Origin of the sequence: Streptomyces sp. NPDC007162 (genome assembly GCF_040634175.1) — a bacterium.
Taxonomy (GTDB): domain Bacteria; phylum Actinomycetota; class Actinomycetes; order Streptomycetales; family Streptomycetaceae; genus Streptomyces.
In genome coordinates this window covers 25,069-48,296 of record NZ_JBEYFC010000005.1, presented here as the reverse complement: position 1 = coordinate 48,296, position 23,228 = coordinate 25,069, and the positions used below count along the sequence as shown (strand labels likewise).

Genomic DNA, 23,228 nt, shown 5'->3' with positions numbered 1-23,228 from the left:
CTCGTCCGGGTGGCGAAGTTATCCACAACTGGGGCGTGTTCCACGGAAATCGAGCAAGATCATCGCGGATCGGTGGGAAGGCCGATCCTCGTCGCATGGCACTTCGATCACGCTCACACGAGACACACGCGACCAGCGGCCCGGGCCGGGGCCCCACTTCCGACGGCCGCACGCGACATCGCCGGTCCCCGGTCCGGGCCGGCGCCCGCCACCGTCCGGCCCCGGCGGACGAACTGCGCCGCCGGGCGGAACTCCTCTTCGGCGAGAGAGGAGTCACCGGGCCGAAACGGGAGCAAGCACCTCCGGCGGCGGCGACGGTGGCCGGCACGGGTTCCGCGGCCGGACTGACCGCGGCGACGAGCGTGCTGCGCACGGCCACCACCGGGATGCGCACAGCGGCGGCGGCGCTGTCGACGGCGGCGGCAGTGATGTCGTCCGCCCGCACCCTTGCCGGTGAGACCGGGGCCCGGCGCCGGCCGGCTCTTCCAGGGTTGCGGACCCGGCTGGGGGTAGCCGTCCGGGAACGGGTGCCGGTGTGGCTTCAGACACGCGTCGCCGTGGAACGCCGGGGCGCCGTTGCCCTCGGGGTGGTCCTCGTCGTGGCCGGGGCCCTGGCGCTGCAGCACTTCTGGACCGGCCGGACCGAATCCGTGAGCGCTCCGGAGGTGGTGCGCGCCCGGGCGCCGTACGAGAAGGACGAGCAGGCCGGGAAGGCCGGGAGGAACAACAGGAAGAACGGCCCGGCTGCCGGTGCCGGTACGGCCGCGGCGTCCGGTGGGACCGGTGGGACCGGGACGACGGGCGGGGCCGGCAGCGGCGAGATCGTCGTGGACGTCACCGGGAAGGTCCGGGAGCCGGGGGTCCACACGCTGCCGGCCGGGTCCCGGGTGACCGACGCGCTGCGGGCGGCAGGCGGGGTGCGGCCCGGTGCGGACACCGACGGGCTCAACCGTGCGCGTTTCCTCATGGACGGTGAACAGATCGTCGTCGGGGGGCCTGCCCCACCGGCCGGGGCAGGGCAGGCGGGCCAGGCCGGGCAGGTGGCAGGGGGTGCCGTGGCAGGAGCCGGTCCGTCGGCGCCGGTCTCCCTGAACACGGCGACCGTGGAGCAGCTCGACGCCCTGCCGGGAGTCGGCCCGGTCCTGGCCCAGCACATCGTCGACTACCGCACCCAGCACGTCGGATTCCGCTCGGTCGACGAACTCCGGCAGGTCAAGGGCATCGGTGACCGCCGCTTCTCTGATCTGCGGGACCTGGTACGGCCATGAGCCGGACGACCCGCGGCACCCCGCCGGCAGCCGTGACCGGTCGCCGGGCCGGGCTCGACGGCTCGGTTCGGCGACCGGGGATCGCGCACCCTCGTCAGGAGGGAACCGCCGACCTGCGGCTGGTGCCGCCAGCCCTGGCCGCATGGGCGACGGCGGCGCTGACGCTGGACCTGTCGCCGGGGTGGACGACCGGGATCGTCGTCGGCTGCCTGGCGGCCGGGCTGACCCTGGTGTGGCGCAGCCGGGCCGGGGAACGACCGGGAAACACCGTTGGCAACTCCTCGACCGCCGCCTCCGTCGACCCTCCGGTCACCCCCTCCGTCACCCGGCCCGCCAACCCCGCGCCGTCGCAGCCGACCTGGCGGCGGGCATCCCTCGGTGCCCTGCTGCTCTGCATCGCCGGAGCGGCCGCCTCGGCGGGGCTGCACGGGGCGGACGTGCGCCGGGGGCCGGTGCCGCAACTGGCCCGGGGGTACGCGACCGTGACCGCGGAGGTGGAACTCACCGGTGATCCCTGGGTCAGCAGGCCGCGGGTGCGGGGAGATCACGCCACGTCGGCCGCCGTGCTGGTGCGCGGTGAGGTGAGGCGGGTGGAGCGGGGCGACGGGACGGCGGAGACGACGCGTTCGCCGGTGCTGGTGGTCGTCGATCCGGGCGTGCCCGCGCCGGGTGGTGGCGGTCGGGCGCGGTGGCTCGGGCTGCTGCCCTCCACGCGGTTGCGGGTGACCGCGCGGCTGGCGGCGCCCACGGCCGGCGGGGACCGGGTCGCGGCGATGCTGCGGGTACGGGAGCGTCCTTCCCCGGTGGTGGTGGGTGAGCCGAGCGGACCGCAGCAGCTGGCCGGACGCCTGCGGGCCGGGCTGCGGAAGGCGACCGACGGGCTGCCCGAGGACGCGCGGGCGCTGCTGCCGGGACTGGTCGTCGGAGACACCTCCCGGATCACCCCCGAACTGGACGAGGCTTTCGAGGAGACCGACCTCGCCCACACCCTGGCGGTGTCGGGCAGCAACCTCACCATCCTGCTCGCCCTGCTCATCGGACCGCCGGGGCTGGCGCAGCAGGTCGAGCGGCGTGGGCTCGCCCCGCGTCTCGGGCTGTCGCTGCGGGCGACCGCTCTGTTCTCCTCGGCGCTCACCCTCGGGTTCGTCGTCGTGTGCCGCCCCGATCCCAGTGTGCTGCGGGCGGCTGCCTGCGGCGCCGTCGCCCTGCTGGCTCTGGCGACCGGCCGCCGCAGGTCCCTGATGCCGGCGCTGGCGGCGGCGGTGCTGCTGCTGGTGCTGTACGACCCGTGGCTGGCCCGTAGTTACGGCTTCCTGCTGTCCGTGCTGGCCACCGGATCGCTTCTGGTACTGGCGCCGGGGTGGAGCGAGGCGTTGCGGCGGCGCGGGGTGCCGGAGCGGCTGTCCGAGGGCCTGGCCGCGGCAGCCGCCGCGCAGGCGGTGTGCGGGCCGGTGGTCGCGGTGCTGTCGGCGCGGGTGAGTTTGGTGGCGGTGCCCTGCAACCTGCTGGCGGAGATCGCGGTCGCGCCGGCGACGGTGCTGGGGTTCGCGGCGCTCGCGGCCGCGCCGGTGGCGATGCCGGTGGCCAGGGTGCTGGCCTGGTGCGCGGTCTGGCCCGCCGGCTGGATCGCGGGGATCGCCCGGGCCGGGGCGGGGTTGCCGGGGGCGGGAGTGGACTGGCCGGGGAGCTGGGCGGGGGCGTTTGTGCTGGCCGGGGTCACGGTGGCCGTCGTGCTGCTGGGGCGGCGATTGCTGCGGCATCCGTGGTGGTGCGGGGCGCTGGGAGTGCTGCTGGTGCTGCTGGTGGTCCGGCCCGCGCCGCTGGCCCGGGTGGTCACGGGTTGGCCGCCGCCCGGCTGGCGGCTGGCGATGTGCGATGTCGGACAGGGCGACGCGACGGTGCTCGCGGCCGGCGCGGGCACGGGAGTGGTCGTCGATGCCGGGCCCGATCCGAAGCTGGTCGACCGCTGTCTGCGGGAACTGGGTATCACCCGCGTCCCGCTGGTCGTCCTCACCCACTTCCACGCCGATCACGTGGCCGGGCTGCCCGGGGTGCTGCGGGGACGTGAGGTCGCGCAGATCGAGACGACCGGGTTCGCGGAACCCGCGGACCAGGCGGAGTTCGTCTTCCGGGAGGCGGCCGCTCACCATGTTCCGGTCACGCGGGCGGTCGCCGGGGAGCAGCGCAGGACCGGGTCGCTGGACTGGCAGGTGCTGTGGCCGCCCCCGGATCCGGCACCGGAACCGGACGGCCCGAACGACGCCAGTGTCGCCATGCTGGTCCGCTCGGCCGGGCTGCGGATGCTGCTGCTCGGTGATCTCGAACCACTGGCCCAGCAGGAACTGCTGAGATCACCGGCGGCTGCGGAGCTGCGCCGGGTGGATGTGCTGAAGGTGGCCCATCACGGGTCGGCGTATCAGGATCCGCAGTTGATACGGCTGGTGGCGCCGAGGGTCGCACTCATCTCCTGCGGGGTGGACAACCCGTACGGGCACCCAGCACCGGGCACGGTGGCCGCGCTCGCGAACCTGGGGGCGGTGGTGCTGCGGACCGACCGGGACGGGGCGCTCGCGGTGACCGGTGGCGGCGGGCGGCAGGCGGGGGAGCTGAGAGTGGCGCGAGACTGAGGGCATGAACTCGGTTGACTCCGCCCGGATCGACGCCTACCTCCGCCGCCTCGGGACCGCCCGCCCGGCCCGGCCCACCGCCGAGGCGCTGCGGGAGCTGCATCTGCGGCACCTGCTGGCAGTGCCCTTCGAGAACCTGTCGATCCATCTCGGCGAGGAGATCGTGCTGGAGGAGGACAGGCTGCTGGACAAGGTGGTGGGTGCGGGCCGGGGCGGCTTCTGCTACGAGCTCAACGGCGCCTTCGCCGCCTTGCTCACCGCACTGGGGTTCCGGGTGACGCCGCTGGCAGGGCGGGTGTACGGGGAGGAGGGGCGGCTGGGTGTCCCGTACGGCCATCTCGCGCTGCGGGTGCGGACGGTGGACGGTGGCGAATGGCTGGCGGATGTCGGGTTCGGGACGCACAGCCACTACCCGCTGGCGTTCGCGGAGCGGGGTGAACAGGCCGACCCCGGCGGGACGTTCCGGATCACGGCGGCCGGGCCGGACGCGGCCGGGGTGAGCGGAGCGGGCGGCGCGGCGGGCGGGGGTCCGGACGCGCTGCGGGACGGGGCATCGGGAGATCTGGACGTGTTGCGGGACGGGCGGCCGGAGTACCGGTTGGAGGTCAGGCCGCGGGTGCTCGGGGATTTCACGGCCGGGGCGTGGTGGCACAGCACCTCCCCGGCGTCGCACTTCACGCAGTCGCTGGTCTGTTCCCGGGTCACCGAGGACGGAGGACGGGTCACGCTGGGCGGCCGGACGTTGACGGTGACGGCGGGCGACGGGACGCGTGAGGTGCGGGAGCTGGGTCGGGACGAGGAGGTGCTCGGCGTGTACCGGGAGCGGTTCGGGATCGCGCTGGACCGTGTGCCGACTGTGCGGAACCCGCTGGAGGAAGAGCGGAACGGCTAATTCGCCCTTCGGGGGATGACACGTCTCTACTGCCGCTTAGCGTGCCACTCATGGGTGGTTCCGGCGCATGTGCTGCATTCCCGTGATGTGGCCCCCTGTTGCCTCGAAAGCCGCATCAGTGATCGAATGTCTCTTCGGTAACGGATGGTGGCGAGGCGTACAGGGGTGGCGTGGATGTTCGGCCGCTTGATGGGAAACCGAACGAACCGGGTGCAGCGGACGAGCCCCCTCGCGGCGGTGCAGACTCCGCCGGACGCCGGGGTGTTGAGCTGCCGGGTGCTGGACCCGGTCAACGAACCGGTGACGAACGCGGAGTTCGCGGTCAGCGACACCACGGGGCGCACGGTGGTCAGCGGCGGCGCCGACCCCTACGGGTCGTTCGTGACGACCGTGCCCGCCGGGGAGTACCGGCTGGCGGTGTCCGCCGAGGGGTTCACGCCGTACCGGGCCACCGCGCAGGTCGGCGAGAACTGCCTCGCCTCGCTCGGTGACGTGACCCTCCAGGTCGCCGCGCCGCCGGAGCTGCCTTCGCCGGGGGACTGGGAGATCGAGCCCGCGCATTCCTCGATCGGCTTCACCGCCCGGCACATCGGACTGGCCCGGATCCACGGGCGGTTCAACTCGTTCGCGGGTGTGGTCCGGATCGCCGAGCAGATGGAGCGGTCCGCGATGCACGTGGTGATCGACGCCGCCGCCATTGACACGGGCGTCCGGATGCGGGACGACCATCTGAGGTCGGCGGACTTCCTGGACGTGCAGCGCTTTCCGACCCTGGAGTTCTACAGCGAGCGGTTCGTGCACAGGGGCGGCACGAGGTGGGGTGTCACCGGGGCGCTGTCCCTGCACGGTGTGACGCGGACGGTCACCCTGGACACCGAATACCTCGGGATGGGCAACGGCATGGAGGGCGAGGTGCGGGCGGCCTGCCGGGCCACGACCGAACTGCACCGGGACGACTTCACCGTGAGCTGGCAGACGATGCTGGCGCGTGGGATCGCCGTCGTCGGGCCGAGCATCCGGATCGACCTGGACGTGCAGATCGTGCCCGAGGGCTGAGCCGGCCGTCCGGATCGTCGTGGTGCGCGGCGGTGCCCGACAATGAGGCCGTGAGTGACGTGAGACATGTGCTGGTGCTGCCGGACCGGGACGCGGCGGAGGAGGCGGCCGAGGCGCTCGGGGAGCGGTTCGGGGTCGCCGAGGAGCCACGGCTGGTGCGGGACGCGCTGGCGGGTGAGGACGATGCGGAGGACGCCCAGTGGCTGGTGCTGCTGCGCGACGAGGACGAGCGGCTGGACCCGGCGGCGCTGGACGAGTTCGCGGGGAAGTGGGAGGGCTGGCGGGAGGAGCCGTGAGCTTCCGCTGCCCGCGAAGGCGCCGCTGACGGGCGTCCGGCCGCGCGGCCGCGTGTCAGTGGGCCGTGGGATGCTTGGCGCGATGGCCAAGAAGACTGCTGATGACGATCCGCTCGCCCCGGTGACCCTTGCCGTGGGGCAGGAGGACCTGCTGCTCGACCGTGCCGTGCAGCAGGTGGTGGCCGCCGCCCGGGCCGCCGACGCCGACACGGACGTACGGGACCTGACCCCGGACCAGTTGCAGCCCGGCACTCTCGCGGAGCTGACCAGCCCGTCGCTGTTCGCCGAGCGCAAGGTCGTGGTCGTACGCAACGCGCAGGATCTGTCCGCCGACACGGTCAAGGACGTGAAGGCGTATCTGGGGGCGCCCGCCGAGGAGATCACGCTCGTGCTGCTGCACGCGGGCGGGGCCAAGGGCAAGGGGTTGCTGGACGCGGCACGCAAGGCGGGGGCGCGGGAGGTCGCGTGCCCGAAGATGACCAAGCCGGCCGATCGGCTCGCGTTCGTCAGGGGCGAGTTCAGGGCGCTGGGGCGGTCCGCCACGCCCGAGGCGTGTCAGGCGCTCGTCGACGCCATCGGCAGTGATCTGCGGGAGCTGGCGTCCGCCGCGTCCCAGCTCACCGCGGACGTCGAGGGCACCGTCGACGAGGCGGTCGTCGGCCGGTACTACACCGGGCGGGCCGAGGCGTCCAGCTTCACCGTCGCCGACCGGGCCGTGGAGGGGCGTACGGCGGAGGCGCTGGAGGCGTTGCGCTGGTCGCTGGCGACCGGGGTCGCACCGGTGATGATCACGAGCGCGCTCGCGCAGGGCGTGCGGGCGATCGGGAAGCTGTCCGGGGCGAGGGGCGGCCGGCCCGCCGATCTCGCGCGGGAACTCGGGATGCCGCCGTGGAAGATCGACCGGGTGCGGCAGCAGATGCGCGGCTGGACGCCGGACGGGGTCGCGGTCGCGCTGCGGGCCGTCGCCGAGGCGGACGCGGGCGTCAAGGGCGGCGGGGACGATCCCGAGTACGCCCTGGAGAAGGCCGTGGTGACCATCGCGCGGGCTGCGCGGTCACGAGGGCGTGGCTAGGGCCTGTTGCGGAAGCCTCGCCTGTCGCGAGAGTCCTGCAGGCCGGCCGTGGAAGTCCCGTGTGTCGCGCGACGCCATGCACGCACTCTCGTCCCGCGGCGCGGGCCGGCAGGTGCCGGGGACGCGCATGACGAAGGCCCCGTCCGTCGCCCTGGGGAAGGGCGGGGGCGGGGCCTTGTCTCACAGCTGTCGAGTCCGTTCCCGCGTGGCGAACGCAGGCCGCGAACAGACTCTGGGTGCCGGTCGGGAGCGGATGAGAGAGGGCCCGCTCTGGGTCCTTCCGGCGGTCAGATCAGGGAAGAGGTTCAGCCCTGGAGGGAAGCGACCTTGGAAGCAAGCGCCGACTTCTTGTTGGCGGCCTGGTTCTTGTGGATGACGCCCTTGGAGACGGCCTTGTCGAGCTGACGCGCGGCAGCGCGCTGGAGCTCGGTGGCCTTCTGGACGTCGCCTGCGGCAGCGGCCTCACGGGCCTTGCGGATCGCGGTCTTCAGGGACGACTTGACGGCCTTGTTGCGCAGCCGAGCCTTCTCGTTGGTCTTGATCCGCTTGATCTGGGACTTGATGTTCGCCACGAATGAGCCTTTTCAGGTTCTGGTACGGGCCAGGAGTTCTCCGCACGACGAAGGCGTGGAGATGTCCGGATCCCTTACCGGTGTGTTTTCTGATTGACGTGCCTCGTGCTGAGAGGGCATGAGACACAGCTGCCCAGACTAGCAGTGGGGCGGCGGCCAGCCCAAACCGTGCCCCGGTCGCTCTCCATGGGACCATGGAGGCTACGTATCGATCCGACCCGAGGCATAAGGCGCCTCAAGAGACAGGACCCTGCGTGCCCGCGACCCCTAACAATGTGCCCGAGCCGAGCCGTACCGACCCGGCTCTGATCCGCAATTTCTGCATCATCGCGCACATCGACCACGGCAAGTCCACGCTCGCCGACCGGATGCTCCAGCTGACCGGTGTGGTCGAGCAGCGGCAGATGCGTGCTCAGTACCTCGACCGGATGGACATCGAGCGCGAGCGCGGCATCACGATCAAGTCCCAGGCGGTGCGTCTGCCCTGGGCCCCCACCGAGGGCCCGGACCAGGGCAGCACGCACATCCTCAACATGATCGACACCCCGGGGCACGTCGACTTCACCTACGAGGTGTCGCGGTCGCTGGCGGCCTGCGAGGGGACCATCCTCCTCGTCGACGCCGCCCAGGGCATCGAGGCGCAGACCCTCGCCAACCTCTACCTGGCGATGGAGAACGACCTCACGATCATCCCCGTGCTCAACAAGATCGACCTGCCGGCCGCGCAGCCGGAGAAGTTCGCCGAGGAACTGGCGAACCTGGTCGGCTGCGAGCCCGGCGACGTGCTGCGGGTCTCCGCGAAGACCGGTGTCGGCGTCGACGCGCTGCTGAACAAGGTCGTCAAGGAGATCCCGGCGCCGGTCGGTGTCGCCGACGCGCCCGCCCGCGCCATGATCTTCGACTCGGTCTACGACTCCTACCGCGGTGTCGTGACGTACGTCCGTGTCATCGACGGCCAGCTCAACAAGCGCGAGCGCATCAAGATGATGTCGACCGGTGCCACGCACGAGCTGCTGGAGATCGGGACCAACTCGCCGGAGATGCTGGCCGCGGACGGGCTGGGCGTCGGTGAGGTCGGTTACCTGATCACCGGTGTGAAGGACGTGCGGCAGTCCAAGGTCGGTGACACCGTCACCAGCCAGAACAAGGGCGCCACCGAGGCTCTGGGCGGCTACAAGGACCCGAAGCCCATGGTCTTCTCCGGTCTGTATCCGCTCGACGGCTCCGACTACCCGGAGCTGCGCGAGGCCCTGGACAAGCTCCAGCTCAACGACGCCGCGCTCGTCTACGAACCGGAGACCTCCGCCGCCCTCGGCTTCGGCTTCCGCGTCGGCTTCCTCGGTCTGCTGCACCTGGACGTGATCCGGGAGCGGCTGGAGCGCGAGTTCGGTCTCGACCTCATCGCCACCGCGCCCAACGTGGTCTACCGCGTGGTCATGGAGGACCAGACCGAGTACACGGTCACCAATCCGAGCGAGTTCCCCGAGGGGAAGATCAACGAGGTGTACGAGCCCGTCGTACGGGCCACGATCCTCGCGCCGACCGAGTTCATCGGCTCGATCATGGAACTCTGCCAGACCCGGCGCGGCACCCTGCTCGGCATGGACTACCTGTCCGAGGACCGGGTCGAGATCCGGTACACCCTGCCCCTCGCGGAGATCGTCTTCGACTTCTTCGACCAGTTGAAGTCGAAGACGCGCGGTTACGCGTCGCTGGACTACGAGCCCACCGGTGAGCAGACCTCCAGCCTGGTCAAGGTCGACATCCTGCTGCACGGCGACAAGGTCGACGCGTTCTCGGCGATCACGCACAAGGACGCGGCCTACGCGTACGGTGTGCGGCTCGTCGCCAAGCTGCGCGAGCTCATTCCGCGGCAGGCCTTCGAGGTGCCCATCCAGGCCGCCATCGGCTCCCGGGTCATCGCCCGCGAGACCATCCGCGCCATCCGCAAGGACGTCCTCGCCAAGTGCTACGGCGGTGACATCTCCCGGAAGCGCAAGCTGCTGGAGAAGCAGAAGGAAGGCAAGAAGCGGATGAAGATGGTGGGTTCCGTGGAGGTTCCGCAGGAGGCCTTCATCGCCGTCCTCAGCAGCGATGACAGCACGGGATCGGCCAAGAGCAAGAAGTAACCGCGGGTAACGATCGGCCGCGGCCGCAAAACAGGTGCAACAGGGGTCCGCCGTACGAAAGTGCGGCGGGCCCCTACGCGCCCGTAGGGTCGCTCTGCGTGGAAGATGCGGGGAAACAGACAGGCCGATGCCCCTTACGCACAGCCCGGCCGCGGCTTACTCTGATCCCTGCTCGATAGTTACTCGCGAGTTAAACAACCAGCGCGAGCCCCACCGTGAGTAAACCCAGCCGCACTGAGCCAGCCGCACCGTCGCGGGTCCCGGAGGATGTCGTGAGCGACACACAGACACTGATCGAGAACCGACCGCCGTCCGTGGCGGCCCTCTTCCTTGATCGGGTGACGGCCACACCGGACGCCGAGGCCTACCGCTACCCGGTACCCGCGGCCTCCGGCCAGGGCCCCGACGACTGGAAGTCGCTCAGCTGGGCGCAGGCCGCCGAACGTGTCTACGCCATCGCGGCCGGTCTCATCGAACTGGGCATCCAGCCCGAGCAGCGGGTCGCGCTGGCCTCCTCCACCCGCGTCGAGTGGATCCTCGCCGACCTCGGCATCCTGTGCGCCGGCGCGGCCACCACGACCGTCTACCCGCAGACCAACGCCGAGGAGTCGGCGTTCATCCTCTCCGACTCCGGCAGCCGGGTGCTGATCGCGGAGGACGCGGCGCAGCTCGCCAAGGCCGTCGAGAAGCGCGCCGGACTGCCCGAGCTCACGCAGGTCGTCGTCATCGACCCGGCCGGCGTCGAGACCGGTGACTGGGTGATCACCCTGCCCGAACTGGAAGCGCGCGGCGCCAAGTACCTGCAGACGCACCCCGAGCTGATCAAGGAGCGGGTCGGCGCGATCACCAAGGACCAGCTCGCCACGCTCATCTACACCTCCGGCACCACCGGCCGTCCCAAGGGTGTGCGGCTGCCGCAGGACAACTGGTCGTACATGGCGAAGGCGATCGCCGCGACCGGGCTGATCGGCAGCGAGGACGTGCAGTACCTGTGGCTGCCGCTCGCCCACGTCTTCGGCAAGGTGCTCACCTCCGGGCAGATCGAGGTCGGTCACGTGACCGCCGTCGACGGCCGTGTCGACAAGATCATCGAGAATCTCCCAGTCGTGCAGCCGACCTACATGGCCGCCGTGCCGCGCATCTTCGAGAAGGTCTACAACGGCGTCGCGGCGAAGGCGCGCGCGGGCGGTGCGGCCAAGTACAAGATCTTCCAGTGGGCGGCCGAGGTCGCCCGCGAGTACGCCAAGGTCACCCAGGACAACTTCCGCCGCACCGGCGCGGCGACCGCCCCCTTCGGGCTCGCCGCCAAGCACAAGGTCGCCGACGGCCTGGTCTACTCAAAGCTGCGTGAGGCGTTCGGCGGACGGCTGCGGGCCTGTGTCTCCGGTTCCGCCGCGCTCGCGCCCGAGATCGGCTACTTCTTCGCCGGCGCCGGCGTGCACATCCTGGAGGGCTACGGCCTCACGGAGTCCTCGGCGGCGTCCTTCGTCAACCCCGGCGAGGCCTACCGCACGGGCACGGTCGGCAAGCCGCTGCCCGGCGGCGAGGTGCGGATCGCCGACGACGGTGAGATCCTGCTGCGCGGCCCCGGCATCATGCAGGGTTACCACGGGCTGCCCGAGAAGACGGCCGAGGTCCTGGAGAGCGACGGCTGGTTCCACACCGGTGACATCGGTGAGCTGTCGCCCGACGGCTATCTGCGGATCACCGACCGCAAGAAGGACCTCATCAAGACGTCCGGTGGCAAGTACATCGCGCCGGCCGAGGTCGAGGGACAGTTCAAGGCGGTCTGCCCCTACGTGTCCAACATCCTGGTGCACGGCGCCGACCGGAACTTCTGCACCGCGCTGATCGCCCTCGACGAGCCCGCGATCCTGGAATGGGCCAAGGAAAACGGCCTGGACGGCAAGTCCTACGCCGAGGTCGTGGCCGCGCCGGTCACCGTCGAGATGGTCGACGGATACATCAGGCAGCTCAACGAAGGTCTCCAGAAGTGGCAGACCATCAAGAAGTTCCGGCTGCTGCCGCGGGATCTCGATGTGGAACACGGGGAGATCACGCCGAGCCTGAAACTGAAGAGGCCGGTTGTGGAGCGGGAGTACAAGCACCTCATCGACGAGATGTACGCCGGGACCCGGGAGGCCTAGTCCCAGGTGTCAGGAGGGGCGCGGTTCCCCGCGTCCCTCCACGGCGGGCGGTTCCCCGCGTCCCTTCGCGTCAGTGCGACTTGTTCTTGCTCAACAACTGCCGAAGTTTCCCGGCTTCTTCTCTTAGCGTCGCTACATCGACGGGTTCCTCTGACAACCGGTCCTCCATGACCGCCAACCGCCTGCTCAACTCGCCGAAATCGGCCTGTTCCCGTGCCAGCAGTGCCTCCAGCTGCTGGTTCTTGCGGTGCAGTTCCAGGAAGACGTTCACCTTCGCCCGCAGCACCCACGGGTCGAACGGCTTCGTCACGTAGTCCGCCGCGCCCGTCGCATAACCGCGGAACGCGTACCCCGTGTCCTCGTCCGCTCCCGTCAGGAAGATGATCGGGACGTCCTTCGTCCGGTCGAGGCGTTTGATGTTCGCGGCTGTCTCGAAGCCGTCCATGCCCGGCATGCGGATGTCGAGGAGGACCACGGCGAAACGACGGAGCAGAAGAGCCTTCACCGCCTCCTCGCCGGACCGCGCCCGGACCATCGGCTCGTTCAACGAGCCCAGGACGGCTTCCAGCGCGGTCAGGTTGTCCTCCATGTCGTCGACGAGGAGGATGCCGGCCCGCTCGTCAGCGATCATCGCTCCATCCGTTCGGTCGTCGGCCGTGCCGCCGCTCCCCGTGCCGTCGGGGCGTTCGTCCGGGGCGGTCAGGGCCCGCCGGCTCCCGTCTCCCGCGCCGCGTTGCGGTGTCGAAGTGAACGCCAGGCCCTGATCGCCCCGTGCGGCGGGCGCCGTGGCGAGCGGAGGGCGTCCTTCGGATGCTCGGAGTTGTTCCGGTTTCTGTCCGTCTTCGAGCACACGCGTAGCACTGTTCTCACTCATGGCGGCCCACTTCGGTAACTCGGTGCTTATGGGCGCAGCCAGTCTGTCACTCTGTCCGCATCCGTCGGGATGTATTCGTCCGAACTGCTCGGGGAGCTGGACATGGGGGCCATACCCACGCAACGGGAGACCGTCTCCCGGGTCCGCGAGGCGCCTGCGCGCGACGAGGCGCCCGCCGCCGCGGAAGCGCACGACAGTGCGGTCCCGCGCGCGCAGGGGTGCGCGACCCTTTCCGGAAGCCCCCTCGCGCCCGGTTCCGCCCGTGCGCTGGTGCGCGCCTCCCTGGACGAGTGGAGTGCCTGCGGACTGCTCGGCCGGGAACAGCAGCGGGTCGCCGAGGACGCCATGGTCGTCGTCAGCGAACTCGTCACTAATGCCGTGGTGCACGCGGGCACCGACGTGGAGATCGACTGGTGGCTCGAGCAGTCCGTCCTCGATGGGCGTGAGCTGCGCGAACGGCAGGAAGAGATCGCGTTCGTCGTCGAGGTGACCGATCACCATCCCTCCCGCGCCCCCCGCGACCACGCGGGCGAGACGCCGTACGAGACGCCGGAGTACGGGCGGGGGCTGCGGCTGGTCGCCACGCTCGCCGAGTCCTGGGGGGTGACGTACCGCACCGGTGCGAAGTCCGTGTGGGCGCGGCTGACCGGCCGTGGCGGCACCCTGCCCGACGAGCAGGAGCTGAGGGTCGCCGAGATCCTCGCCCCCGAGCCCCCCGCGCCGTCGGCCGCGCTCGACCGGGGGTGCCCGCACCGCCCCGAGCGGGACCGCAACTGGCTGAACCGGGGCGCCCTGACCTTTCTCGCGGAGGCCTCCGACCTGCTCGCCGGGCAGCTCGACGAGAACCTGGTGGCGGCCCTCACCGGCCAGCTGATCGTGCCCAGGCTCGCCGACTGGTGCGCGGTGTGGCTGGAGGACGAGGCGACCGTACGCGGCGGCTGGAACGACCCCACGGGAGCCGGCGGACCGCGGCTGGCACGCGTCTGGCACGGCAGTGAGAACCGCATCGAGGAACTGCGCCGGGCCCTGGAGAAGGATCCGCCGGGCGCGAAGGACGGCTTGCGGTCGAGGCCCGAGCCCTTCCCCTGGCCCGGCACGGCGCTCGGCCCGCAGGACGCCCACGGCGCGGCGCTCGCCTACCGGCTGATCGCGGGCGGCCGGCCGCTCGGCACGCTCGTCATCGGACGCTCAGGACCGGACGGTTTCCCCGACGAGATCACCGGGCTGGTCGAGGACTTCGGCCGCCGGGTCGCGCTGGCCATCGGCGCGGCCCGCCAGTACGCCCGGCAGGCCACCATCAGCGCCGTCCTGCAGCGGGGGCTGCTGCCCGGCGCGGTCGCCGAGATCCCCGGCGTCGCCAGTGCGCTCGTCTATGAGCCCTGTGACAAGGGCGGCCCCAGCGGCGACTTCTACGACCTCTTCCCGGCGAGTGACGGCCGCTGGTGCTTCGCCGTGGGCGACGTCCAGGGCAAGGGCCCCGAGGCGGCCGTCGTCATCGGCCTGGCGCGGCCCTGGCTGCGTCTGCTCGCCCGCGAGGGCTACCGGGTCGCCGACGTCCTGGACCGGCTCAACCAGCTGCTCCTCGACGACGCCACCGAGGCCGCCGACGCCGCCGCCCGTGCCCTGGTCGCCGGCGGCGGCCACCCGCTGCCGCCCGGTGACGGCCCGCAGACCCGGTTCCTGTCCCTGCTGTACGGCGAGCTGACCCCTCTGGAAGGCGGCGGTGTCCGCTGCACCCTCGCCTCCGCAGGGCATCCGCTGCCGCTGCTGCTCGGCCCCGACGGACAGGTGCGTACCGCCGCCGGGCCGCAGACCCTGCTCGGGGTCGTCGAGGACGAGACGTACACCAGCGAGACCATCGAGCTCGCGCCGGGCGACAGCCTGCTGTGCGTGACGGACGGGGTCACGGAGCGCCGCTCCGGATCCCGGCAGTTCGACGACGGGGACGGGCTCGCCCAGGCGCTGGCCGGCTGTGCGGGGCTGAGCGCCGAGCTGATCGCCGAGCGGATCAGACGGCTCGTCCACGAGTTCGGCGGCGGCCAGCCCGAGGACGACCTGGCGCTGCTGGTGCTCCAGGCGCAGTGACCGGACGGACGAGTGGTGCCGGTGCGGGACAATGGGGGACATGCCTTCCGCACTTCCCGACGGTGAACCGGTCCCGGACGACGGCGCGCTCCCGGCGTCCGCGCTGGTCGGTGCCGCCACCCGCCCCCTCGGGTTCTACCTGCACGTCCCCTACTGCGCGACCCGCTGCGGCTACTGCGACTTCAACACGTACACGGCGACCGAGCTGCGCGGCACCGGTGGGGTGCTCGCCTCCCGCGACAACTACGCGGACACGCTGGTCGACGAGGTCAGGCTGGCCCGGAAGGTCCTCGGTGACGACCCGCGCGAGGTGCGGACCGTGTTCGTCGGGGGCGGTACGCCGACGCTGCTGGCCGCCGGTGATCTCGTGCGGATGCTGGGCGCGATCCGGGACGAGTTCGGGCTCGCGGCGGACGCCGAGGTCACCACGGAGGCGAACCCGGAGTCCGTCGGCCCGGCGTATCTGGCGGCCCTGCGGGAGGGCGGCTTCAACCGGATCTCCTTCGGCATGCAGAGCGCGCGGCAGCACGTCCTGCGGGTGCTGGACCGCACCCACACGCCGGGCCGCCCCGAGGCGTGCGTGGCCGAGGCCCGCGCGGCCGGTTTCGAGCACGTCAACCTGGATCTGATCTACGGCACGCCCGGTGAGTCCGACGACGACTGGCGGGCCTCCCTGGACGCGGCGATCGGGGCCGGTCCCGACCATGTGTCGGCATACGCGCTGATCGTCGAGGAGGGCACGCAGCTGGCGCGGCGGATCCGCCGGGGCGAGGTGCCGATGACCGACGACGACGTGCACGCCGACCGGTACCTGATCGCCGACTCGGTGCTGGCCGAGGCGGGTTTCGACTGGTACGAGGTGTCCAACTGGGCGACCTCGCAAGAGGGCCGCTGTCTGCACAACGAGCTGTACTGGCGGGGCGCCGACTGGTGGGGTGCCGGGCCGGGGGCGCACTCGCACGTGGGCGGGGTGCGCTGGTGGAACGTCAAGCATCCGGGGGCGTACGCGGCGGCGCTGGCGTCGGGGCGGTCGCCGGGGGCCGGACGCGAGGTGCTGTCGGACGAGGACCGGCGGGTGGAGCGGATCCTGCTGGAGCTGCGGCTGCGGGAGGGGGTGCCGCTGGCGCTGCTGAAGGGGGAGGGGCTCGCGGCGTCGCGGCGGGCGCTGGGGCAGGGGCTGCTTCAGAGCGGTGCGTACGACGGGGGACGGGCCGTGCTGACGCTGCGGGGGCGGTTGCTGGCGGACGCGGTGGTGCGGGACCTGGTGGACTGATCGCGAGGACGTCAGGCGTCACCGCTGCCCGTGACGAAGTCGATCAGCTCCTCCACGCGGCCCAGCAGTTCCGGCTCCAGGTCCTTGTAGGAGCTCACGCGCGCGAGGATCGCCTGCCACACCGCGCCGGTGTTGTCCGAGGGCCAGCCCAGCGCCCGGCACACGCCCGTCTTCCAGTCCTGGCCGTGCGGGACGCGGGGCCAGCCGTCGATCCCCAGGGACGCCGGTTTCACCGCCTCCCAGATGTCGATGTACGGGTGGCCGACCACCAGGGCGTGCTCCCCGGTCACCGACTGGGCGATGCGCCACTCCTTCGTGCCCGGCACCAGGTGGTCCACCAGCACACCCAGCCGGGCGTCCGGGCCCGGTGCGAACTCGGTCACGATCGACGGCAGGTCGTCGACGCCCCCCAGGTACTCCACGACCACGCCCTCGATGCGCAGGTCGTCGCCCCACACCTTCTCGACCAGTTCCGCGTCGTGGCGGCCCTCCACGTAGATGCGGCCGACGCGGGCGACACGCGCGCGTGCGCCGGGGACCGCGACCGAGCCGGAGGCGGTACGCGAGGGGCGCGCCGGGCCCCCGGAGGCGGGCCGTACGAGGGTGACCACCCGGCCCTCCAGGAGGAAGCCGCGCGGCTCCAGCGGGAAGACGCGGTGCTTGCCGAAGCGGTCCTCCAGGGTGACCGTGCCCGCCTCGCAGCGGATCACCGCGCCGCAGAAGCCCGTGCCGGGTTCCTCCACCACCAGGCCGGGTTCGGCGGCCACCTCGGGCACCGGCTTCGGCTTCTTCCACGGCGGGGTCAGGTCGGGGGAGTACTGGCGCATTCGGATGACGATAGGAGAAGCGGATCCGGTGCGCCTACGACACGCCGAAACGCGCCGCCAGGGCGTCGCGTTGGGCCCGTACGAACGCCGCGTCGACCACCGCTCCGTGACCGGGGACGTACAGGGCGCGTTCGCCGCCGAGGGTCAGGAGGCGGTCCAGGGCCGCGGGCCACTGCGAGGGTACGGCGTCGGGGCCGGCCTGCGGGTCGCCGGACTCCTCCACCAGGTCGCCGCAGAACACCACCTCGGGGTCGCCGGGGACGAGGACCACGAGATCGTGGGCGGTGTGGCCGGGGCCCACGTTGGCGAGCAGGGCCTGGCGGCCGTCGCCGAGGTCGAGGGTCCACTCGCCGGAGACCAGGTGGCGGGGCGCGGGGAGGGCGTCGGCCGCCTCCTCGGCCTCCGAGGCCGGCAGGCCGTTGCGGACCGCGTCCAGGCGCAGCCCCTCACGGTCGTGCGCGAGGACGGCCTCCGCGCCCACCGCCGCGTACAGGTCCGCGCCCGCGAACGCCGCCGCCCCGAGGACGTGATCGAAATGGGGATGGGTGAGCGCGAGATGGGTCACACGACGGTCGGCGAGCGCCTGCGCCTGGGTGCGCAACCGCGCGCCCTCCGCGAGACTCGACCCGGCGTCCACCATGAGGGCCGGGCCCGCCCCGAGGACCAGCCCCGCCGTGCAGTCCCAGCCGGGCAGTCGGCACCGGCCGACCCCCTCGGCCAGTCGCTCCCAGCCCAGCTCTTCCCAAGTCACTGTCATACCGCGACGCTAGCCGCAGAACGCGACGGGTCCGCCTCGTCCCCGTACCGACCTTGCCCAGTCAGTACCCGTCGGCCGTACACTGGGCCGGGGATGCTGGCACTCGGGCTCGCAGAGTGCCAGACGAAAGACCCGAAAGGCCGCGGGGACGACTTTCTGGAGGTGTGGCGCGGGATGCTGAGTGAACGCAGACTCCAGGTGTTGCGCGCCATCGTCCAGGACTACGTCGGCACCGAGGAGCCGGTGGGTTCGAAGGCCCTGACCGAACGGCACAACCTCGGTGTCTCGCCGGCGACCGTCCGCAACGACATGGCCGCCCTGGAGGACGAGGGGTACATCGCCCAGCCGCACACCAGCGCGGGGCGGATCCCCACCGACAAGGGCTACCGGCTGTTCGTCGACAAGCTGGCCGGTGTCAAGCCGATGACCGCGCCCGAGCGGCGGGCCATCCAGAGCTTCCTGGACGGCGCCGTCGACCTCGACGACGTCGTGGCGCGCACGGTCCGGCTGCTGGCCCAGCTGACGCGGCAGGTGGCCGTGGTGCAGTACCCCTCGCTGACCCGGTCGACCGTGCGGCACGTGGAACTGCTCGCGCTCGCCCCCGCGCGGCTGATGCTGGTGCTGATCACCGATACCGGGCGGGTCGAGCAGCGGCTGGTCGACTGTCCGGCGCCGTTCGGGGAGGCGTCCCTGGCGGATCTGCGGGCGCGGCTGAACAGCCGGGTCGCGGGCCGCCGGTTCTCGGACGTGCCCCGGCTGGTGGAGGACCTGCCGGACGCCTTCGAGGCCGAGGACCGCGGTACGGTCACGGCGGTGCTCTCCACCCTGCTGGAGACGCTCGTCGAGGAGAACGAGGAGCGGCTGGTGATCGGCGGTACCGCCAATCTCACCCGCTTCGGACATGACTTTCCCCTCATGATCCGGCCCGTCCTGGAGGCTCTGGAGGAACATGTCGTCCTCCTCAAACTCATGGGCGAGGCGGGGGATTCGGGCATGACCGTACGCATCGGTCACGAGAACGCCTATGAGGGACTCAACTCCACGTCCGTGGTGTCGGTCGGTTACGGTTCGGGCGGCGAGGCACTCGCCAAGCTCGGCGTGGTCGGACCGACCCGCATGGATTACCCGGGAACGATGGGAGCGGTACGAGCGGTGGCACGGTACGTCGGACAGATCCTGGCGGAGTCGTAAGTGGCCACGGACTACTACGCCGTTCTCGGCGTGCGCCGCGACGCGTCGCAGGAAGAGATCAAGAAGGCCTTCCGTCGGCTCGCGCGCGAGCTGCACCCGGACGTCAACCCGGATCCGAAGACCCAGGAGCGGTTCAAGGAGATCAACGCCGCCTACGAGGTGCTCTCCGACCCGCAGAAGAAGCAGGTCTACGACCTCGGCGGGGACCCGCTGTCGCAGAGCGGCGGCGGGGGCGCGGGCGGCTTCGGCGCCGGTGGGTTCGGGAACTTCTCGGACATCATGGACGCGTTCTTCGGTACGGCGTCGCAGCGTGGGCCGAGGTCGCGGACGCGGCGCGGTCAGGACGCGATGATCCGGATCGAGGTCGAGCTCGACGAGGCGGCCTTCGGCACGACCAAGGACATCCAGGTCGACACGGCGGTCGTCTGCAACACCTGCAACGGTGAGGGCGCGGCGCCGGGCACCACCGCCCAGACGTGTGACATGTGCCGGGGCCGCGGTGAGGTCTCGCAGGTGACGCGGTCGTTCCTGGGTCAGGTCATGACCTCGCGGCCGTGTCCGCAGTGCCAGGGGTTCGGGACGGTCGTACCGACGCCGTGCCCCGAGTGCGCCGGTGACGGACGGGTGCGGTCGCGGCGGACGCTGACCGTGAAGATCCCGGCGGGTGTCGACAACGGCACCCGGATCCAGCTCGCCGGTGAGGGCGAGGTCGGCCCGGGTGGCGGTCCCGCCGGTGACCTGTACGTCGAGATCCACGAGCTGCCGCACTCCACGTTCCAGCGGCGCGGGGACGACCTGCACTGCACGGTGACGATCCCGATGACGGCGGCCTCGCTCGGTACGAAGGTGCCGCTGGAGACGCTGGACGGGCTGGAGGAGGTCGACATCCGGCCGGGCACGCAGTCCGGGCAGTCGATTCCGCTGCACGGCCGCGGGGTCACGCACCTGCGGGGCGGCGGCCGGGGCGACCTGATCGTCCACGTCGAGGTGACGACGCCCACCAAGCTCGACCCGGAGCAGGAGCGGCTGCTGCGGGAGCTGGCGAAGCTGCGCGGGGAGGAGCGGCCGACGGGGCAGTTCCAGCCGGGGCAGCAGGGATTGTTCAGCCGGCTGAAGGACGCGTTCAACGGCCGCTGACGGGCCGCGACATTTCTGGCATGTGCCAAAGCGGCGGCCGATTCGGTCTTGTTCGGAGGACGTGACAACATGCCGTCATGTCCTCCGCACTGACCGATCTCTGCCGCTTTCCGATCGTGCAGGCCCCCATGGCGGGCGGGGCCTCCGGTCCGCAGCTCGCCGCCGCCGTGTCCGAGGCGGGCGGACTGGGGTTCCTGGCCGCCGGGTACAAGACCGCCGACGGGATGTACCAGGAGATCAAGCAGCTGCGGGGACTGACCGGCCGCCCTTTCGGCGTGAACCTCTTCATGCCGCAGCCGGAGTATGCGGAGTCGGGGGCCGTGGACCTCTACGCGCACCAGCTGGCCGGTGAGGCCGCCTGGTACCGGATCGAGCTCGGAGACCCGGACAGCGGCCGGGACGACGGGTACGACGCGAAACTCGCCGTCCTCCTCGACAACCCGGTGGCCGTGGCCTCCTTCCACTTCGGTGTGCCGAGCCGCGAGGCCCTGGACTCCCTGCGCCGGGCCGGCACCTTCACCCTCGTCACCGCGACCACGGCCGAGGAGGCCCTCGCCGTCGAGCGGGCCGGCGCGGACGCGGTGATCGCGCAGGGCGTCGAGGCCGGCGGTCACCAGGGCACCCACCGGGACGTCCCCGAGAACGACGGCTCCGGGATCGGGCTGCTCGCGCTGGTCGCCCAGATCCGGGAGACCGTGAGCCTGCCCGTCGTCGCCGCGGGCGGGATCATGCGCGGCAGCCAGATCGCGGCCGTCCTCGCGGCGGGCGCGAGCGCCGCCCAGCTGGGCACGGCCTTCCTGGCCACCCCCGAGTCCGGCGCCGCCGACCTGCACAAGCAGGCGCTGACCGACCCGCTGTTCACCCGGACCGAGCTGACCCGGGCGTTCTCCGGGCGGCCCGCCCGGGGCCTGGTCAACCGTTTCGTGCGCGAGCACGGCCCGTACGCGCCCGCCGCCTACCCGGAGGTCCACCACCTCACCGCCCCGCTGCGCAAGGCCGCCGTCCGGGCCGGGGACGCGCAGGGCATGGCGCTGTGGGCGGGGCAGGGCCACCGGCTGGCCCGGGAGCTGCCCGCCGGGCGGCTCGTGGAGACCCTCGTGGCGGAACTCGCGGCAGCGTCGACAGCGTTGTCGACGCTGCCGACCAAGGACAAGGAGGAGGGGCGATGACAGCGCCCGTGTTCGTCGTCGAGCGGTTCCCCGCCGAGGGCGGCGGCCCGTACGTCCTGGACGGCCCCGAGGGGCGGCACGCGGTCTCCGTGAAGCGGCTGGAGGCCGGTGAGGAGATCGTGCTCACCGACGGCGCCGGACGCCACGCCGTGTGCGAGGTGATCGCCGCCGAGGGCAAGGACCGGCTGGTGGTGCGCCTGGGCACGGTTGCCGAGGAGCCCGCGCCCGCGCCCCGGATCACCGTGGTGCAGGCGCTGCCCAAGGGCGACCGCGGGGAGGTCGCCGTGGAGACCATGACCGAGGTCGGCGTCGACGGGATCGTGCCCTGGCAGGCCGCCCGCTGCATCACCCAGTGGAAGGGCGACCGGGGGCTCAGGTCGCTCGCCAAGTGGCGGGCGACCGCCCGCGAGGCCGGCAAGCAGTCCCGCCGGGTGCGCTTCCCCGAGGTCGCGGACACGGCCACCACCAAGCAGGTCGCGGCGCTGCTCGCGGGCGCCGACTTCGCCGCCGTGCTCCACTCCGACTTCGAGCACGACAGCGCGCCCCTCGCCACCGCCGAACTGCCCGCCGACGGTGCGATCGTGCTGGTTGTCGGGCCCGAAGGGGGCGTGGCCCGGGACGAGTTGGCGCTGTTCGAGGAGGCGGGTGCGCGGGCGTACACCCTGGGGCCTACGGTGATGCGTACGTCGACCGCCGGCACCGCGGCCGCGGCCCTGCTGCTGGGCCGCACCGGCCGGTGGTCCTGACCCGTACGACACCCGCACCGCACCCGCATGACCTCCTGGGGGAACGCGCCGTGGAACTCGCCCAAGTCCGGCTCCTGGTCACCGACTTCGCCGCCTGCTACCGCTTCTACTCCGAAGTGCTGGGGCTGAAGCCGCAGTCGGGGGCGAGTGAGGGGCCGTACGAGAAGTTCAGCCCGCACGCCGGGTCCGCGGGGATCGCCCTGCAGGACCGGGCGATGATGGCCGAGACGCTGGGCGAACTGGGGGACCCGGCGACCGGGCACCGTTCGCTGGTGGTGCTGCGCGTCGACGACCTCGACGCCTACTGCGAGCAGATCACCGGACGCGGCGCGGTCCTGGTGCACGGGCCGGCACCGATGACGCAGCGGATGCGGGTCGCCCACCTGAAGGACCCGGAGGGGAACCTGGTGGAGCTCCAGGAGTGGCTGCTGCTGCGCACCTGAAGGGTGACGGCTGCGAACACGTGAGTGGCCGTAAGCCCCCTACCGCCACGGCCGGGACGGTGGCAGGCTGCCCTCCATGGGGGCATTGAGGCTGATTTGGCGCCGGCCGCGCGGCAGCAGGGCGGCGGCCGTGGCAGGGCTCGCGGTGGTCGCCTTCGGCGGCCTGGTGGGCTGCCGGCCGAGCGACCTGAACACCGCGACCGTCGCGTACACCACCGACCAGACGGCCACCGCCGAGCTGAAACGGCAGCACGTCGACGTCAGTTGGCTCACCTGCACCGGCAGCTACGGCACGTCCGGGTCGTCCGGCTCGTCGGCGAAGACGCCCTCGGCGTCCGAGACCACCGTCGTCTCCGTCGACTGCAAGGGCAGGACCAAGGACGGGCGGGCCATCACCGTCACCGGGCGGGTCACCAAGGCCGTCAGCGGTGCCTGTGTGCGCGGGAGCCTCGTCGCGAAGGTCGGCGGCAAGGAGTGGTTCCGGGTGAACGGCCTGGGAAACTGCGATGCCACGCCCGGACCCGCGTACAGCACCTACCGGCCGCCCACCTACGGGCAGCGGCCCGGCCCCACCGTGACCGTGACCAGGACGATCTGGTGCCAGGGTGACCCCAAGTGCTGGCCCGTGCAGGGAAAGTGATCGCAAGCGGGCACCGGAAACACTCCC

The 23,228-nt window shown here is 71.9% G+C and carries 20 protein-coding genes; 16 read left to right on the top strand and 4 right to left on the bottom strand.

All coding sequences use genetic code 11. From position 1 onward, the window contains the following. The first annotated feature begins 95 nt into the window (after positions 1 to 95). The 6 genes from ABZ646_RS01350 (at position 96) to holA (ending at position 7,211) form a co-directional block, all read left to right on the top strand. Positions 96 to 1,268 carry a ComEA family DNA-binding protein gene (locus ABZ646_RS01350; protein WP_360511721.1) on the top strand — a complete coding sequence of 391 codons (1,173 nt, stop codon included), beginning with the start codon at positions 96 to 98 and terminating at the stop codon, positions 1,266 to 1,268. After that, a complete protein-coding gene (locus tag ABZ646_RS01345) occupies positions 1,265 to 3,895 on the top strand; it encodes a ComEC/Rec2 family competence protein (protein ID WP_360511719.1) in 2,631 nt (876 codons plus the stop codon). The genes ABZ646_RS01350 and ABZ646_RS01345 overlap by 4 nt, the downstream gene beginning before the upstream one ends. Positions 3,896 to 3,899: 4 nt before the next feature. Beyond that, entirely contained in the window at positions 3,900 to 4,787 is an 888-nt protein-coding gene (locus tag ABZ646_RS01340; protein ID WP_360511717.1) for an arylamine N-acetyltransferase, read from the top strand. A 174-nt stretch (positions 4,788 to 4,961) separates the two neighbouring features. After that, a complete protein-coding gene (locus tag ABZ646_RS01335) occupies positions 4,962 to 5,843 on the top strand; it encodes a YceI family protein (protein ID WP_360511715.1) in 882 nt (293 codons plus the stop codon). 50 nt (positions 5,844 to 5,893) lie between these two features. Next, positions 5,894 to 6,139, top strand: a complete 246-nt coding sequence (locus ABZ646_RS01330; RefSeq protein WP_360511713.1) for a hypothetical protein — start codon at positions 5,894 to 5,896, stop codon at positions 6,137 to 6,139. 82 nt (positions 6,140 to 6,221) lie between these two features. Then, a complete protein-coding gene (gene holA / locus ABZ646_RS01325) occupies positions 6,222 to 7,211 on the top strand; it encodes a DNA polymerase III subunit delta (RefSeq protein ID WP_360511711.1) in 990 nt (329 codons plus the stop codon). Between the two features lie 305 nt (positions 7,212 to 7,516). Here holA and rpsT read toward each other — a convergent pair whose 3' ends face one another. Further along, on the bottom strand, positions 7,517 to 7,783 hold the full coding sequence (gene rpsT, locus ABZ646_RS01320; protein WP_046733201.1) for a 30S ribosomal protein S20: 267 nt from the start codon (positions 7,781 to 7,783) through the stop codon (positions 7,517 to 7,519). A gap of 254 nt (positions 7,784 to 8,037) precedes the next feature. Here rpsT and lepA point away from each other — a divergent pair, with 254 nt between their 5' ends. Together lepA and ABZ646_RS01310 are read left to right on the top strand one after the other, a co-directional pair. Continuing rightward, complete coding sequence (gene lepA, locus ABZ646_RS01315) at positions 8,038 to 9,912, top strand: translation elongation factor 4 (RefSeq protein WP_360511709.1); 1,875 nt, start codon at positions 8,038 to 8,040, stop codon at positions 9,910 to 9,912. Between the two features lie 272 nt (positions 9,913 to 10,184). After that, the gene (locus tag ABZ646_RS01310) at positions 10,185 to 12,059 is read left to right on the top strand and encodes an AMP-dependent synthetase/ligase (protein WP_360511707.1); all 1,875 of its coding nucleotides are present in this window, start codon (positions 10,185 to 10,187) and stop codon (positions 12,057 to 12,059) included. A 70-nt stretch (positions 12,060 to 12,129) separates the two neighbouring features. On the opposite strand, the gene ABZ646_RS01305 is transcribed toward ABZ646_RS01310, so the two are convergent. Continuing rightward, a complete protein-coding gene (locus ABZ646_RS01305; protein ID WP_360511705.1) occupies positions 12,130 to 12,690 on the bottom strand; it encodes a response regulator in 561 nt (186 codons plus the stop codon). A 345-nt stretch (positions 12,691 to 13,035) separates the two neighbouring features. Here ABZ646_RS01305 and ABZ646_RS01300 point away from each other — a divergent pair, with 345 nt between their 5' ends. Together ABZ646_RS01300 and hemW are read left to right on the top strand one after the other, a co-directional pair. After that, a complete protein-coding gene (locus tag ABZ646_RS01300; protein WP_360511703.1) occupies positions 13,036 to 15,018 on the top strand; it encodes a SpoIIE family protein phosphatase in 1,983 nt (660 codons plus the stop codon). Between the two features lie 40 nt (positions 15,019 to 15,058). Then, positions 15,059 to 16,291 carry a radical SAM family heme chaperone HemW gene (gene hemW / locus ABZ646_RS01295; protein ID WP_360511701.1) on the top strand — a complete coding sequence of 411 codons (1,233 nt, stop codon included), beginning with the start codon at positions 15,059 to 15,061 and terminating at the stop codon, positions 16,289 to 16,291. Positions 16,292 to 16,302: 11 nt separating this feature from the next. Here the strand turns inward: hemW and ABZ646_RS01290 are convergent, their stop codons facing one another. Together ABZ646_RS01290 and ABZ646_RS01285 are read right to left on the bottom strand one after the other, a co-directional pair. Further along, positions 16,303 to 17,118 carry a DUF3097 domain-containing protein gene (locus ABZ646_RS01290; protein WP_360511699.1) on the bottom strand — a complete coding sequence of 272 codons (816 nt, stop codon included), beginning with the start codon at positions 17,116 to 17,118 and terminating at the stop codon, positions 16,303 to 16,305. Between the two features lie 34 nt (positions 17,119 to 17,152). Then, positions 17,153 to 17,875: an MBL fold metallo-hydrolase gene (locus ABZ646_RS01285; protein ID WP_360511697.1), complete on the bottom strand. Its 723-nt coding sequence runs from the start codon at positions 17,873 to 17,875 to the stop codon at positions 17,153 to 17,155. Positions 17,876 to 18,049: 174 nt separating this feature from the next. Between ABZ646_RS01285 and hrcA the strand changes: the two genes are divergently transcribed. From hrcA to ABZ646_RS01255, 6 genes are all read left to right on the top strand, one after another. After that, entirely contained in the window at positions 18,050 to 19,066 is a 1,017-nt protein-coding gene (hrcA, locus tag ABZ646_RS01280) for a heat-inducible transcriptional repressor HrcA (RefSeq protein WP_360511695.1), read from the top strand. After that, positions 19,067 to 20,203: a molecular chaperone DnaJ gene (dnaJ, locus tag ABZ646_RS01275; RefSeq protein ID WP_046733194.1), complete on the top strand. Its 1,137-nt coding sequence runs from the start codon at positions 19,067 to 19,069 to the stop codon at positions 20,201 to 20,203. Between the two features lie 77 nt (positions 20,204 to 20,280). Further along, entirely contained in the window at positions 20,281 to 21,372 is a 1,092-nt protein-coding gene (locus tag ABZ646_RS01270) for a nitronate monooxygenase (protein ID WP_360511692.1), read from the top strand. After that, positions 21,369 to 22,118, top strand: a complete 750-nt coding sequence (locus ABZ646_RS01265; protein WP_360511691.1) for a 16S rRNA (uracil(1498)-N(3))-methyltransferase — start codon at positions 21,369 to 21,371, stop codon at positions 22,116 to 22,118. Before ABZ646_RS01270 ends, ABZ646_RS01265 begins: the two co-directional genes overlap by 4 nt. A 50-nt stretch (positions 22,119 to 22,168) precedes the next feature. Further along, a complete protein-coding gene (locus tag ABZ646_RS01260) occupies positions 22,169 to 22,561 on the top strand; it encodes a VOC family protein (RefSeq protein ID WP_360511689.1) in 393 nt (130 codons plus the stop codon). Between the two features lie 76 nt (positions 22,562 to 22,637). Next, entirely contained in the window at positions 22,638 to 23,201 is a 564-nt protein-coding gene (locus ABZ646_RS01255; RefSeq protein WP_360511687.1) for a hypothetical protein, read from the top strand. Positions 23,202 to 23,228: the final 27 nt, after the last annotated feature.

Coding starts and splice junctions, on each gene's coding strand:
- ABZ646_RS01285 (WP_360511697.1), bottom strand. CDS start 17,875: ATGACAGTGACTTGGGAAGAGCTGGGCTGGGAGCGACTGGCCGAGGGG.
- ABZ646_RS01270 (WP_360511692.1), top strand. CDS start 20,281: ATGTCCTCCGCACTGACCGATCTCTGCCGCTTTCCGATCGTGCAGGCC.
- hemW (WP_360511701.1), top strand. CDS start 15,059: ATGCCTTCCGCACTTCCCGACGGTGAACCGGTCCCGGACGACGGCGCG.
- ABZ646_RS01255 (WP_360511687.1), top strand. CDS start 22,638: ATGGGGGCATTGAGGCTGATTTGGCGCCGGCCGCGCGGCAGCAGGGCG.
- ABZ646_RS01290 (WP_360511699.1), bottom strand. CDS start 17,118: ATGCGCCAGTACTCCCCCGACCTGACCCCGCCGTGGAAGAAGCCGAAG.
- ABZ646_RS01335 (WP_360511715.1), top strand. CDS start 4,962: ATGTTCGGCCGCTTGATGGGAAACCGAACGAACCGGGTGCAGCGGACG.
- hrcA (WP_360511695.1), top strand. CDS start 18,050: ATGCTGAGTGAACGCAGACTCCAGGTGTTGCGCGCCATCGTCCAGGAC.
- ABZ646_RS01345 (WP_360511719.1), top strand. CDS start 1,265: ATGAGCCGGACGACCCGCGGCACCCCGCCGGCAGCCGTGACCGGTCGC.
- ABZ646_RS01265 (WP_360511691.1), top strand. CDS start 21,369: ATGACAGCGCCCGTGTTCGTCGTCGAGCGGTTCCCCGCCGAGGGCGGC.
- holA (WP_360511711.1), top strand. CDS start 6,222: ATGGCCAAGAAGACTGCTGATGACGATCCGCTCGCCCCGGTGACCCTT.
- ABZ646_RS01300 (WP_360511703.1), top strand. CDS start 13,036: ATGGGGGCCATACCCACGCAACGGGAGACCGTCTCCCGGGTCCGCGAG.
- ABZ646_RS01340 (WP_360511717.1), top strand. CDS start 3,900: ATGAACTCGGTTGACTCCGCCCGGATCGACGCCTACCTCCGCCGCCTC.
- ABZ646_RS01350 (WP_360511721.1), top strand. CDS start 96: ATGGCACTTCGATCACGCTCACACGAGACACACGCGACCAGCGGCCCG.
- ABZ646_RS01305 (WP_360511705.1), bottom strand. CDS start 12,690: ATGATCGCTGACGAGCGGGCCGGCATCCTCCTCGTCGACGACATGGAG.